At 72.3% G+C, this 12,642-nt stretch carries 13 protein-coding genes; 3 read left to right on the plus strand and 10 right to left on the minus strand.

Annotated elements, in window-relative coordinates:
• Positions 1 to 304: 304 nt before the first annotated feature.
• The 9 genes from trpA to ACWENQ_RS20725 form a co-directional block, all read right to left on the minus strand.
• Positions 305 to 1,102, minus strand: coding sequence for a tryptophan synthase subunit alpha (trpA, locus tag ACWENQ_RS20685; protein WP_354910431.1), 798 nt, complete (start codon positions 1,100 to 1,102; stop codon positions 305 to 307).
• 1 nt (position 1,103) lies between these two features.
• The gene (gene trpB / locus ACWENQ_RS20690) at positions 1,104 to 2,333 is read right to left on the minus strand and encodes a tryptophan synthase subunit beta (RefSeq protein WP_354910429.1); all 1,230 of its coding nucleotides are present in this window, start codon (positions 2,331 to 2,333) and stop codon (positions 1,104 to 1,106) included.
• Position 2,334: 1 nt separating this feature from the next.
• Positions 2,335 to 3,174, minus strand: a complete 840-nt coding sequence (gene trpC / locus ACWENQ_RS20695) for an indole-3-glycerol phosphate synthase TrpC (protein ID WP_354910426.1) — start codon at positions 3,172 to 3,174, stop codon at positions 2,335 to 2,337.
• 123 nt (positions 3,175 to 3,297) lie between these two features.
• A complete protein-coding gene (locus ACWENQ_RS20700) occupies positions 3,298 to 3,711 on the minus strand; it encodes a DUF2752 domain-containing protein (RefSeq protein ID WP_449920934.1) in 414 nt (137 codons plus the stop codon).
• A gap of 13 nt (positions 3,712 to 3,724) precedes the next feature.
• Positions 3,725 to 4,294 (minus strand): DUF4190 domain-containing protein, encoded by a 570-nt coding sequence (locus tag ACWENQ_RS20705; protein WP_449920936.1) that lies wholly within the window; start codon positions 4,292 to 4,294, stop codon positions 3,725 to 3,727.
• A gap of 330 nt (positions 4,295 to 4,624) precedes the next feature.
• Positions 4,625 to 5,179 (minus strand): Trp biosynthesis-associated membrane protein, encoded by a 555-nt coding sequence (locus ACWENQ_RS20710; RefSeq protein ID WP_449920939.1) that lies wholly within the window; start codon positions 5,177 to 5,179, stop codon positions 4,625 to 4,627.
• Positions 5,176 to 5,517 (minus strand): phosphoribosyl-AMP cyclohydrolase, encoded by a 342-nt coding sequence (gene hisI, locus ACWENQ_RS20715; RefSeq protein ID WP_354910418.1) that lies wholly within the window; start codon positions 5,515 to 5,517, stop codon positions 5,176 to 5,178. Before hisI ends, ACWENQ_RS20710 begins: the two co-directional genes overlap by 4 nt.
• 241 nt (positions 5,518 to 5,758) lie before the next feature.
• The gene (locus ACWENQ_RS20720) at positions 5,759 to 7,534 is read right to left on the minus strand and encodes an ABC transporter ATP-binding protein (RefSeq protein WP_452415680.1); all 1,776 of its coding nucleotides are present in this window, start codon (positions 7,532 to 7,534) and stop codon (positions 5,759 to 5,761) included.
• Entirely contained in the window at positions 7,531 to 9,357 is a 1,827-nt protein-coding gene (locus ACWENQ_RS20725; protein ID WP_452415719.1) for an ABC transporter ATP-binding protein, read from the minus strand. Before ACWENQ_RS20725 ends, ACWENQ_RS20720 begins: the two co-directional genes overlap by 4 nt.
• Positions 9,358 to 9,475: 118 nt before the next feature.
• Here ACWENQ_RS20725 and ACWENQ_RS20730 point away from each other — a divergent pair, with 118 nt between their 5' ends.
• The gene (locus tag ACWENQ_RS20730) at positions 9,476 to 10,105 is read left to right on the plus strand and encodes a TIGR03085 family metal-binding protein (RefSeq protein WP_449920944.1); all 630 of its coding nucleotides are present in this window, start codon (positions 9,476 to 9,478) and stop codon (positions 10,103 to 10,105) included.
• A gap of 26 nt (positions 10,106 to 10,131) precedes the next feature.
• Here ACWENQ_RS20730 and ACWENQ_RS20735 read toward each other — a convergent pair whose 3' ends face one another.
• Positions 10,132 to 10,770, minus strand: a complete 639-nt coding sequence (locus ACWENQ_RS20735; protein WP_449921435.1) for a MerR family transcriptional regulator — start codon at positions 10,768 to 10,770, stop codon at positions 10,132 to 10,134.
• A gap of 263 nt (positions 10,771 to 11,033) precedes the next feature.
• Here ACWENQ_RS20735 and ACWENQ_RS20740 point away from each other — a divergent pair, with 263 nt between their 5' ends.
• The gene (locus ACWENQ_RS20740; RefSeq protein WP_354910408.1) at positions 11,034 to 11,195 is read left to right on the plus strand and encodes a hypothetical protein; all 162 of its coding nucleotides are present in this window, start codon (positions 11,034 to 11,036) and stop codon (positions 11,193 to 11,195) included.
• 77 nt (positions 11,196 to 11,272) lie between these two features.
• Positions 11,273 to 12,601 carry a glutamine synthetase family protein gene (locus ACWENQ_RS20745; RefSeq protein ID WP_449920947.1) on the plus strand — a complete coding sequence of 443 codons (1,329 nt, stop codon included), beginning with the start codon at positions 11,273 to 11,275 and terminating at the stop codon, positions 12,599 to 12,601.
• Positions 12,602 to 12,642 lie beyond the last annotated feature (41 nt).

The raw sequence follows: 12,642 nt of genomic DNA on the forward strand, positions 1-12,642 counted from the left end.
CCAGGCCACGCGGGTGCACCACCCGCGTCCGATGCCCGTAACCTTGGCCCGCGTGCCGGTCGGGAGCCATGGACAAACGATGAGCAGCCCTTGCACTTACGTGTTCAGAGGGCGGCGATATCGCACAGAAACAGAAACGCGGCTGTCTTGTTACGACAGCCGCGTCGCATCTGTTACTTCCATGCGAGCTGTATGAGCCATCTCCATGCCGGCGTGACGGCGGTCGCCGTCGGCGTGGCGGCACCCCACGGAGGGGACGGCGGCGCGCCGGGACGGCCGGTCGCCTCCCGCGGTAGCGAGCGGGTCAGCGGGCGGCGACGCCCGCGCGCATCTCGGCGGCCAGCGTGCGCACGTCGGCCAGGCCGGCGGCCTGGTCGGGCGCGTCGAGCAGGCGGCGGATGAAGGCCGAACCCACGATGACGCCGTCGGCGTAGCCGGCCACCTCGGCCGCCTGCGCGCCAGTGCCGACGCCCAGGCCCACGCACACGGGCAGCGAGGTGTGCGCCCGCGTGCGGGCCACCAGGCCCTCGGCGGCCACGTTCACGGTCTCCCTGGCGCCCGTGACACCCATCAGCGAGGCCGCGTAGACGAAGCCCGTGCAGCACTCCACGACGGCCTTGATGCGCTCCTCCGTCGAGCTGGGGGCCACCAGGAACACCGTGTCGATGCCCGCCTCGGCGGAGGCCGCCCGCCACGGGCCTGCCTCCTCGGGCGTGAGGTCAGGCGTGATGGTGCCCACGCCGCCGGCGTCGGCCAGGTCGCGGGCGAAGCGCTCGACGCCGTAGCGGTCGATCGGGTTCCAGTAGGTCATGACCAGCGTCGCCGCGCCGGTCCTGGCCACGCCCTCGACCGTGCGCAGCACGTCGGCGATGCGCGTGCCGTTGACCAGCGACCGGTGCACCGCATCCTGGATGGTCGGGCCGTCCATGAGCGGATCGGAGTACGGCAGGCCGATCTCGATGACGTCGCAACCGGCCTCGACCATGGCGGTGGCGGCCTCGACCGCGCCTTCCTTGGTCGGGAACCCCGCGGGCAGGTAGCCGACGAGCGCCGCCCTGTTGTCGGCCTTGGCCTTGGCGAACACCGTCTGAAGAGTCGTCATCTCACAGCCCAAAGTACTTCATGGCGGTGCCCATGTCCTTGTCACCGCGGCCGGACAGGTTGACCAGGATCGTGGCCTCGGGGCCGAGCTCGCGGCCGAGCTGCAGCGCGCCCGCCAGGGCGTGGGAGGACTCGATGGCCGGGATGATGCCCTCGGTCCTGGCCAGCAGGGCGAAGGCGTCCATGGCCTCGGCGTCGGTGATGCCGTGGTAGGTCGCGCGGCCGGTGTCCTTGAGCCAGGCGTGCTCGGGGCCGACGCCGGGATAGTCGAGCCCCGCCGAGATGGAGTGGGACTCGATGGTCTGGCCCTCGTCGTCCTGCAGCACGTAGGTGCGCGAGCCGTGCAGCACGCCGACCGAGCCCGCGGTGAGCGTGAGCGCGTGTTCGCCGGTCTCCAGCCCCCGGCCGGCGGCCTCGTAGCCGTGCAGGGCCACGTCGTGGTCGTCGAGGAAGGCGTGGAAGATGCCGATGGCGTTGCTCCCGCCGCCCACCGCGGCGCAGATCGCGTCGGGCAGCCCACCGGTCAGCTCGAGCATCTGGCGGCGGGCCTCGACGCCGATGATCCGCGCGAAGTCGCGGACGATCTCGGGGAAGGGGTGCGGGCCCGCGATGGTGCCGAACAGGTAGTGCGTGGTGTCGACGTTGGTGACCCAGTCGCGGAAGGCCTCGTTGATGGCGTCCTTGAGGGTCTGGCTGCCGTTGGTGACGGGCACGACCCTGGCGCCGAGCAGCTTCATCCTGGCGACGTTGAGCGCCTGGCGCTCGCAGTCGACGGCGCCCATGTAGATCACGCACTCCAGGCCCATGAGGGCGGCGGCCGTGGCCGTGGCCACGCCGTGCTGGCCCGCGCCGGTCTCGGCGATCACCCGGCTCTTGCCGAGCCGCTTGGTGAGCAGCGCCTGGCCGAGCACGTTGTTGATCTTGTGGGCGCCGGTGTGGGTGAGGTCCTCGCGCTTGAGCACGATCCTGGCGCCGCCGGCGTGCTCGGCGAAGCGCGGCACCTCGGTCAGCGTCGTGGGGCGGCCCGCGTAGGTGCGCAGCAGCTGGTCGAACTCGGCGATGAAGGCCGGGTCGGTCCTGGCCGCGGCGTAGACGGCGGCGACCTCGTCGAGGGCCGGGATCAGCGCCTCGGGGACGAATCTGCCACCGAAGATGCCGAACTTGCCGGCGGCGTCGGGGTCGTCGCCGCGGGCTCCGTTGCCAGCCAGGTCGGCGGCGGTCAGGACAGTCATCTCATCCCTCTGATCCGTGGTCGGGTCGCGTCGCGGGGTGGGCGCCGGCCGTCACCAGGGCCTCGACCGCCTTGCGCGGGTCCTTGCCGGTCACCAGGCTCTCGCCGACCAGGACCGCGTCAGCCCCCGCCCGCGCGTACGCTAGCAGGTCGTGCGGGCCGCGAACGCCCGACTCGGCGATCTTGATGATCCCGTCGGGAATCTTGGGCGCGAGCTTGGCGAAGACGTCACGGTCGACCTCCAGGGTCTTGAGGTTGCGCGCGTTGACGCCGATGATCCTGGCGCCCGCCGCGACCGCCCGCTCCACCTCCTCCTCGGTGTGGACCTCGACGAGCGGCGTCAGGCCGATCGACTCGGCGCGCTCGATGAGGGAGACCAGCGCGGGCTGCTCCAGCGAGACCACCATGAGCAGGACCAGGTCGGCGCCGTGGGCCCGCGCCTCCCACAGCTGGTAGGAGGTGACGATGAAGTCCTTGCGCAGGATCGGGATGTCGACCCTGGCGCGGACCGAGGCCAGGTCCTCGAGGCTGCCGCCGAAGCGGCGCCGTTCGGTCAGGACGCTGATGACGTGGGCGCCGCCCTCTTCGTAGTCGGCGGCGAGCGCCGCGGGGTCGGCGATGGCGGCCAGCGCGCCCTTGGACGGGCTCGACCGCTTGACCTCAGCGATGACCGAGACCTTGTCGCCGCCGAGCGCCGCGTAGGCGTCCTTGGCGGCCGGGGCGCGCCTGGCGCGCTCCTTCAGCTCGTCGAGCGACACCGCTTTCTGCCGTTCGGCAAGATCTTCTCGCACACCGGCCAGGATGTCGTCGAGAACGGTCCCGCTCAGGCTCCGCTCGTTCACGCGATCAAGATCCCTCCGGTCGGCTGTGGTGGGGGCGACGAGGAGTTCGCGCCGGCGTCCGCTCCCCTTCTTGTCTTGCGATGGTATCGGCCGCGCCGAGGTCACCTCGCCACAGCCCCCCTGCTACGGGGCAAGAAACGCGCCGAAAGGCAGGTTACGGACGACCCAGAAGACCAGGATGAGCGCCAGCAGCGACCAGATCAGGAGGGGCCGCGGCGCGGGCGGCCGCCAGGGCCGCCCTCGCCATCCGGCGACCAGCCATCTGGTCCAGAAGTAGGCCAGGACCGGCACCGCGAGCACGATCAGCGGGTTGAGGCCGAGCGCGGCCACCGGGTCGAGGTGCGCGAGCGCGTGGGCGGCCCGCAGCCCGCCGCAACCCGGGCAGTACCAGCCGGTGAGCGCGAGGAAGGGACACGCCGGATAGTGGCCGGGCTGGTTGGGGTCGACCAGCCCCACGTAGGCGAAAGCCGCCCCCGCCACCAGGGCCACGCCCAGCGGTGCGAGGACGGCTTTCCGGCCGCGTGTGCCGGTGAACACGCTTCCCACGTTCCTAGTAGGTGGCGCTCACCGAGGCCGCCCAGCCGAAGAGGCCGATCCAGAAGATCAGGAAGAGCACCCAGCCCGCGATGCCGACGTAGGACAGGATGAGACCGGCCAGGGCCATGCCCCTGCCCTCCTCGCCGGTCTTCTTGATCTGGCCGAGCGAGATGTGGCCGAGGATCACCCCGACGATGGAGGCCACACCACAGGTGATCAGACCCACGATGCCGCTGATCAGCGCGGCGATCGCCATGCCGTTGGTCTTCGTCGGCTGCGGACCGCCGTAGCCGTAGGGGTCGTAGCCGCCACCGGGAGGAGGCGGGTAGCCGCCGGCGGGCTGCGCTCCGTAACCACCCGAGCCGTAACCACCCTGCTGGTACCCGCCCGAGCCCTGGCCGGCGCCGTAACCACCGGAACCCTGGCCCGCGCCGTAACCGCCCGAGCCGGCCCCGTACCCTCCCGAGCCCTGACCCGCGCCGTAACCACCGGAGCCCTGACCACCCGCCGGCGGGCCGTAACCGCCACCCCCGGGCGGCTGTTCGCCGTAGCCCCCGCTACCGCCCTGGTTTCCGTAGCTCATACCGACGACTCCTCATGAATAGCGAATTGCCCGCCGAGCTTAGCGAGAAGCTGTCCGCCACGCGCAGAAGCCGCTGTTTTGTGGGCCTTTTGTGATCCTGCGATCAGGCGTGCCGCTCGCCGAGCCCCACCGGTTACGTGATCGTGCCGACCGTGACCCCCTGCCGTCTCGCCGAGCCCTCCCCAGCAGCCTAGCCCCGCGACCGGCGCCAGGCCGAGACGCACGGGGACCGAGCCGCCGGGCGATCCGCGCCGGGCTCTCACGGCGATCCGCACCGCCGTCCCACCGCGGTCCGGACCGGGATCCGCGCGGAAGGGTGCCCGGCTCCCGTCAGCGCTCCTCGGTCGGGTCGTCTCCCCTGTCGATCGCCTCCCACAGCGACCTGTCGTCGCGGGGCCCCGCGGCCGGCCCCGGGCGGTCGTAGCGGGCCGACATGCCGGCCCACCCCGTGGCGCGCAGCACGGCCAGCACGCCGCCCGCGCAGAGCAGCACGCCGCCCGCCACCGCCACGTACGGCCAGGCGGTGTGGGCGATCGCCACGGCGTCCTGCGTGGCCGCCCCGACGGGATTGCGCCGGGCGGCGAGCTCCAGGGCCGCCGAACCCGCCGTCGCCACCCAGGCCGACAGCGCCACGCCCAGCCCGCACAGCGCCAGCACCGCGCCGACGACCCTGCGCCACACGCCCCTGGTCGCGAACAGCGCCACGACCGCCGCCAGTCCGGCCAGGGCCAGCGGCTGCGCGGCCGGCGCCAGCTCGCCGCCGGTCAGCTCGACCGGCGCGCCCGCGCCGTACGTGACGGTGGTCCAGACGCGGCCGGCGGCCAGCAGCGACAGGCCGGCGCCCGCCGCGCACAGCAGCAGCCAGAGGGTGAGCTCTCGTTTCACGACAGGGGCAGCGGATCGGCGTCGAAACAGGTGCGGTCGCCGGTGTGGCAGGCGGCGCCCACCTGGTCGACCTTGACCAGGATCGTGTCGCCGTCGCAGTCGAGCGCGACGGACTTGACGTGCTGGACGTGGCCGGAGGTGTCGCCCTTGACCCAGTAGGAGGCGCGGCTGCGCGACCAGTAGGTGGCCCTGCCCGTGGTCAGGGTGCGATGCAGCGCCTCGTCGTCCATCCAGGCGAGCATGAGGACCTCGCCCGTGTCGTACTGCTGGACGATGGCGGGCACGAGCCCGTCGGGATTGCGCTTCAGTCGCGAGGCGACCTTCGGGTCGAGGGACATGCGGCCATTCAACCAGGCACGGGCGGCGATGCCGTCCCTCACCCCGGCGCACCGCCACCGCCGGTGAACCGGCACCGGCGCCCGCCGTCCTGTCACCCCCATACGGCACCGGCGCCCGCCCGTCCCGCCGCCTCATGCGGCACCGGCGCCCGCCCGTCCTTCCGCCCTCGCAGGGCACCGGCCGCCGCCCATCGTCCGCGGGCGGCGGCCGGTGCCCCTGCGCCTCGCGGGCAGGGGCGGGTCAGGAGCGGGCGGCGGAGACCCAGGAGGCGTGCAGGTCGGCGTAGACGCCGGGCTCGCGGACCAGGTCGGCGTGCGGGCCGCGCTGGACGAGGCGTCCGGCGTCGAAGACGAAGACCTCGTCGGCGTTCTCGGCCGTCGACAGCCGGTGCGCGATCGAGATGGCGGTCCGCCCCCTGGTGACCCCGTCGAGGGCACGGGCGAGCCGTACCTCGGTGGCCGGGTCGACGGCGGAGGTCGCCTCGTCCAGCAGCAGCAGGTCGGGGTCGGCGAGGTAGGCGCGGGCGAGGGCGACCAGCTGGCGCTCGCCCGCCGACAGTGACTCGCCGCGCTGTCCCACCGTGGTGGACAGCCCCTCGGGCAGGCCCTCCAGCCAGTCGGCGAGGCCCAGCTCGGTCAGCGCCAGCGCGATCTCCTCGTCGGTGGCCGACGGCCTGCCGAAGCGGACGTTGTCGGCGAGTGTCCCGTCGAACAGGAAGCCGTCCTGCGGCACCATGACGATCCGCTCCCGCAGCGAGGAGAAGCGCACGTCGCGCAGGTCGTGGCCGTCGACGGTGACGCGCCCGTCCACCGGGTCCATCAGCCTGGTCAGCAGCTTGGCGAAGGTGGTCTTGCCGGACCCGGTCTCGCCGACGACCGCGACGCGGGCGCGCGGGGGGATGGCGACCGACAGCTCGCGCAGGACCGGCGCGCCGCCGGGGTAGGCGAAGTGGACGTCCTCGAAGGCCACGGAGATCGGCCCGCGGGGCAGGCTGACGCCCTCCTCGCCGGGGTCGGCGACGTCGGGCGGCGTGTCGAGCACGCCGAGGACGCGCCGCCAGCCGGCGACCGCGTTCTGCGCCTCGTTCAGCACCTCGGTGGCGATCTGCAGCGGCGAGACGAACAGGGTGACCAGGAACAGGAAGGCGACCAGCCGGCCCGCGGTGATGTCGCCCGACAGGCCCAGCCTGACGCCGAGCAGGACGATCCCTGCGATGGCCGCGGCCGCCACGATCTCGGTCAGCGGGAAGACCAGGCCGACGATCTTCTGCGCCCTGACCTGCGCGCTCCGGTTGGCGTTGATCGCGGCGTCGATGCGGTCGGAGGTCCGGCGCTCGGCGCCGTAGGCGCGGATGACGGCCGCGCCGACGACCGACTCGCTCACGGCGGCGAGCATGTCGCCCGTGCGCTCGCGGACGATGGTGTAGGCGTTCGACAGCCAGCGCTGGAAGCGCGGCAGGGCGATCATCAGCGGGATGAAGCAGACCCAGACCAGCAGGGTCAGCTGCCAGGAGTAGACGAACATCAGCACCGTGGCGACCAGCAGCTGGCCGAACGCCACGATGATCATCAGGCCGCCCCACTGCATGAAGTTGCTGATCTGGTCGATGTCGTTGGTGACGCGGGAGACCAGGGCGCCGCGGCGCTCGGAGTTCTGGGTGAGCACGGACAGGTCGTGGACGTGCCGGAACCCGCGGACCCTGAGCGTGGCGAGGGAGGCCTCGGTGGCCTTGTAGAGGCGGACGTTCATCACGTAGCCGCACAGGGCGGTGATGACGACCGCCGCGGCGCACAGCAGGACCGCGCGCGAGATGTAGGAGATGTCCGGCGTGCCGGTCTTGAGGCCGGTGTCGATCGTCTGCTGCACGGCGATCGGCACGATGACCTTGCCGATGGTGGCGACGACGGCCAGGACGAGCGTGCCCGCGAGGCCCTTGCGGAACTCTGGCGTCAGCGAGAGCCCGTGGCGCACGGTGGCGAGCGCCGACCGCCCCGAGTCCTGGAAAGCGACGCTCATGCCACGACCTCTTCCTCTTCCTCTTCCGCCGTGATCGCGGCCCGCTCGGCCTCTTCGCGCTCGTAGGCGGTGACCAGGTTCCGGTAGCCGGGGCAGCGCTCGAGCAGCTGCTCGTGGCTGCCGCGGTCGACGACGTTGCCCCTGTCGAGATAGACCACCTCGTCGGCCAGCGCGATCGTGGCCAGCCGGTAGGCGATGACGACCACCGTCGAGGCGTCGCCCGGCCGGCCGGCCGTGTCCTGCTCGCCGGTCGCGGCCGCGTTCAGGTGGCGCAGGCCGTACAGGATCTTGGACTCGACCTGGGGGTCGACGCTGGAGGTGGCGTCGTCGAGGATGAGCAGGCGCGGGCGGCGGACGACCGCGCGGGCCAGCGCGATGCGCTGGCGCTGGCCGCCCGACAGGGTGGTGCCGCGCTCGCCGACCTTGGTGTCGAGCCCGGCGGGCAGCTTGGCGACGAAGCCGTCGGCCTGGGCCAGGCGCAGGGCGGCCCAGACCTGGTCCTCGGAGACGTCGAGGCCGAGCGTGATGTTGCCGCGCACGGTGTCGTCGAACAGGAACGTCTGCTGCGGTACCAGCGCGACCGTGTCGGCGATGCCGCCGTAGGCGATGTCGCGCAGGTCGACGCCGTCCAGGCGCACCTCGCCCTTGTCCGGGTCGACCAGGCGTCCCAGCGCCTGCACGAGCGTGGACTTGCCCGAGCCCGTGGGCCCGACCAGCGCCACGGTACGGCCCGCCGCCACCTCGAAGGTGACGTCGTGCAGCACCTCGGCCGTGCCGTAGGAGTAGGACAGGCCGGAGACCGCCAGCCCCACGGCGCCCGAACCGGGCACGCTCGAGCGGCCGTAGTCCATCGAGCCCGTCGCGTCGAGCACCGCCTGCACCCGCTGCCAGCCGACGACGCTGCGGGGCAGCTCGGCCAGCACCCAGCCGAGCGCGCGGATCGGGAAGGCCAGCAGCGTGAACAGGTAGGCGACCTGGACCAGTTCGCCCGAGGTGATGGAGGCGGCCGACAGCCGCAGCGCGCCGACCATCAGCACGATGAGCACGCCGAGCGTCGGCAGCGCCTCCAGCATCGGGTCGAACAGGCCGCGCACCCGGCCGACGGCGATGTTGGCGTCGCGCAGCTCGCGCGCCCTGCGCTCGAACCGCGCGGTCTCCAGGTCCTCGCGGCCGAGGGTCTTGACGACCAGGGCGCCGTCGAAGCTCTCGTGGGCGATCTCGCTGACCTCGGCGCGCAGCTGCTGGGCGCGCGTGGCCAGGGGGCTGAGCCTGCGCTGGTAGACCAGGTTCAGGACGGCGATGGCCGGGAAGATCAGGAAGCCGACGAGGGCGAGCACCGGGTCGGTGATCACCATCGCGACCGCGGCGGTGACCAGCATGACGATCACGCCCACGGCCATGGGCAGCGGCGCCAGCGGCGCCCAGGCGGCCTCGGCGTCGGCGCTGGCGTTGGACAGCAGCTGTCCCGTGGGGTGCTGCTGGTGCCACGACAGCGGCAGGCGCAGGTACTGCTTGGTGACGTCCCTGCGCGAGCGGGCCTGCATGCGGTACTGCAGGACGCCCGCCAGGATGCGCCGGCCCGCCACGCCGAGCGCCTTGAGCAGCGCGGTGCCGACGATGAGAAGGACCGAGATCCACAGCGCGCCCGCGGTGACCTCGCCCTTGGCGAAGGCGGGCAGGACGGCGTTCTCCGTGGCCCAGCCGAGCGCCCAGGCCGAGGCGACGGTCATGCCGCCGTACAGGGCGCTGCTCAGCACGGCGGCGGTGAACACCGTCTTCTCCGTGCGGATGGCGACCCCGAGAACGCGGAGTCCCTGGCGCATCACGGCTGAGGTGACCTTGGTCGCCACTCGAGGGAGATCCTTCCGCTGGGGATATTTGTACTTAAGTCCCTATCATGGTCGATCATCTGCTTATTCCCCGCCCCAGTAGAATCGTCTGGTGACTCACGCCCGCGGCGAACGCGCCGCACTGTGCGACCTGCTCGACACGCTCGGCCCCGACGCCCCCACGCTGTGCACGGGCTGGAGCACCCGCGACCTGGCCGCCCACCTCGTGCTGCGCGAGCGGAGGATCGACGCCAACCCCGGCATCGCGCTCAAGCCGCTGGCGGGCTACACCGCCTCGGTCCAGGAGGGCCTCAAGGCCAAGCACTCCTTCTCCGAGCTGGTCGGCCTCGTGCGCAGGCCAGGCGGCGTGTACGGCCTGCTGCCCCCGCTCGACGAGGCGGTCAACACGCTGGAGTACTTCGTCCACCACGAGGACGTGCGCCGCGCCCAGCCCGGATGGGAGCCGCGTGAGCTGCCCGACGACCTGGAGCGCCTGCTGTGGCGGCGCCTGGAGATGGGGGCCAGGATCATGCTGCGCCGGTCGCCGGTCGGGGTGGTCCTCCACCGCCTGGGCGGCGGGGTGGCCCTCGGCGGCGCCAAGGAGGGCCCCAAGGTGGAGGTCACCGGCAAGGGCAGCGAGCTGCTGCTGTTCTGCTTCGGGCGCCAGGAGCACACCAGGGTCGACCTGACCGGCGACGCCGACGCCGTCGCCCGCCTCACCCGCGCCCCGCTCGGCATCTGACCGGGCCCGGCGCGCGCGGGGCGGGCTCAGCAGGCGGCGGGCCCGGCCGTCCGGAGCGGCTGCGACCTCTCCACCTGGGCGATCCTGCGCAACGCCGCGACCAGCGCGTCCCCGAGCGAGGTGGCCACCACGACCAGTTCCATCGCGCGCTCCCTGTCGTCGGCCGGCCCCAGCACGCCGAGGTCGACCGCGGCGATCCGGTCGGCCGCGGCGGCGTAGGCGTCGAGCGCGGCGATCATGTCCTGCCGCCCGAGCTCCCCCAGCGCGGCCAGCACCCCGACGGCCATCCGCACCGCGGGATGGGCGGCCTGGGACCTGCTCCATCCCCTCCTGGTCATCATCTCGCCCATCAGCCGCTCGGCCGCGGCCAGGTGCGGGCCGCCCCGGGGCTCCTGGCGTCCGGTCATGGCCATCTGCGTGAGGGCGAGCAGGTCGTAGCCGGAGCGGTCGCCGCCGTCCAGGTGGCCGACCAGCTCACGGATCGTCGCGATCGGCAGCCCGCCGTAGTCGGCCAGCGCCCGTACGAGCCTGAGCCTGCGCACGTGCCCCCCGTCGTAGTCGGCCTGCCTGCGACCGACCGGGCGGCCCGGCGGCAGCAACCCCTCCCGCACGTAGAACTTGATCGTCGGGACGGGGATCCCCGTCGCCTCGCTCAGCTCCGCCATTCGCACGTGTTCCAGCCCCCTTATTGGATAGCAGGACTATCTTAGTCGGCGGCGCACGTGGTGATCCATCCCACACGAGGCCGTCCCCAGGGCTGGATTTCCGTATCCGGCAGCGAGTCCGCCGCCCGAATCGGGGTCGATGGCCGTACGATGGCCAGGTAAAGACGCCCCCCGGTTATGATCAAGAACATCTTCATAGAAGATGCCAGTGATCGCCCAGATCCGGGTATATACGGCTGGGAATGGACTGCAGGAGGCCCCCCATGCAGGTCAAGAAGGTCCTCACGTATCTCGCCGTGGCCTTCGTCGTCTTCTATCTGTTCACCCAGCCGAGGAACGCGGCGGCGGCGGTCAACAGTGTGTTCGACGGCATCGTCAACGGAGCCAATCAATTGGCCGTCTTCTTCACCAACGTCGTGACCTGACAGACGTGCCGACCCGTCTTGACCACGGGTCGCGCGTGTTGCCACCGACCTGAGATCGAAGAGCGTAGAGTCGATCGATGAGAGATCGCCGAAGCGTCATCGAGCGGGCCGAGACCGAGGGCGTCGAGCTCGTCCGGTTCCTCTATGCCGACCACGGTGGGGTGATCCGCGGCAAGGCGGTGTCCCGCACCCGGCTGGGCGAGCGGCTCGCCTCCGGCATCGGTCACACGGTGGCCATGATGGCGATGAACATGCTCGACCAGCTCCAGGAGGTCGAGCAGTTCGGGCCGGTCGGTGAGGTCCGGATCATGCCGGACCCGTCGACGTTCGTTCCTCTCCCCTACTCTCCTGGCGCCGCCGCCATGGTGTCCGACCTGGTCCAGCTGGACGGCACGCCGTGGGGCGCCTGCCCCCGCACCTTCCTCAAGGAGGCGATCGCCGAGCTCGGCAGCGAAGGCTACGCGCTCGTGGCCGCCTTCGAACCCGAGTTCACCCTCGGCCGCCGCCTGCCCGACCCGGCGGGCGGGGGCGACCGGCTGGTCCCGCTCGACGACAGCCTCTGCTACTCCACCACCGGCTTCGACCTGGCCCACGACTACGCCATCACGCTGGTCCGCGCGCTGGAGACCCAGGGGCTGCGGGTGGAGCACTACCACCCCGAGCTCGGCCACGGCCAGCAGGAGCTGTCGATACGGCACGCCCCCGCGCTCAGGGCCGCCGACAACCACGTCCTCTACCGCGAGACGGTGCGCGGCGTGGCCACGCGCATGTCCCTGTGGGCGTCGCTGGCTCCCAAGCCCATCGCCGACCAGGCCGGCAACGGCGCCCACCTGCACATGTCGCTGTGGGACCCCTCCCTGCACACCAACCTGTTCGACGAGCGGCCCGAGCTGATGAGCCGCTTCGTCGGCGGGCTGCTCGCCCACATGCCCGCGCTCACGGCGCTGACCTGCGGAAGCGTCAACAGCTTCCGGCGGCTGGCGCCGCGCATGTGGTCCAGCGCCTACGCCGTCTACGGGCCCGACAACAGGGAGGCCGCGGTGCGGGTCTGCTCGCCGGTCGGCGAGGAGGGCACGGCCAACCTGGAGCTCAAGCCGTCCGACTCCTCGGCCAACCCCTACCTGTCGCTCGGCGCGGTCATCCACGCCGGCCTCGACGGGATCCGGCGGGAGCTCGACCCCGGCGACCCCGTGCTCGTCGACCCCGACACCAGGCCGGGGGCCTACCCGCGGCTGCCCGCCACCCTCGACGAGGCGCTCGACGCCCTCGAGGCCGACCCGCTGCTCATGGCGGCGCTCGGACCGCTGCGCGCCGGCGCCTACCTGGCGGTCAAGCGCTCCGAGGCGGCCGCGTTCAAGGAGCGCGACGCGGCCTTCGAGGTCGCCCGGCACATGGGCGTCTTCTAGGACGGCCGGCCGTCAGGGCGCCGGCCGTCCGCGACCGTGGG

This window comes from Nonomuraea sp. NPDC004354, assembly GCF_053602555.1.

Bases quoted from the DNA above. Each gene is read 5' to 3' on its own strand.
- trpA (WP_354910431.1), bottom strand. From the start codon at position 1,102: ATGACGACTCTTCAGACGGTGTTCGCCAAGGCCAAGGCCGACAACAGG.
- trpB (WP_354910429.1), bottom strand. From the start codon at position 2,333: ATGACTGTCCTGACCGCCGCCGACCTGGCTGGCAACGGAGCCCGCGGC.
- ACWENQ_RS20705 (WP_449920936.1), bottom strand. From the start codon at position 4,294: ATGAGCTACGGAAACCAGGGCGGTAGCGGGGGCTACGGCGAACAGCCG.
- hisI (WP_354910418.1), bottom strand. From the start codon at position 5,517: ATGTCCCTCGACCCGAAGGTCGCCTCGCGACTGAAGCGCAATCCCGAC.
- ACWENQ_RS20720 (WP_452415680.1), bottom strand. From the start codon at position 7,534: ATGAGCGTCGCTTTCCAGGACTCGGGGCGGTCGGCGCTCGCCACCGTG.
- ACWENQ_RS20725 (WP_452415719.1), bottom strand. From the start codon at position 9,357: ATGCGCCAGGGACTCCGCGTTCTCGGGGTCGCCATCCGCACGGAGAAG.
- ACWENQ_RS20735 (WP_449921435.1), bottom strand. From the start codon at position 10,770: ATGGCGGAGCTGAGCGAGGCGACGGGGATCCCCGTCCCGACGATCAAG.
- ACWENQ_RS20740 (WP_354910408.1), top strand. From the start codon at position 11,034: ATGCAGGTCAAGAAGGTCCTCACGTATCTCGCCGTGGCCTTCGTCGTC.
- ACWENQ_RS20745 (WP_449920947.1), top strand. From the start codon at position 11,273: ATGAGAGATCGCCGAAGCGTCATCGAGCGGGCCGAGACCGAGGGCGTC.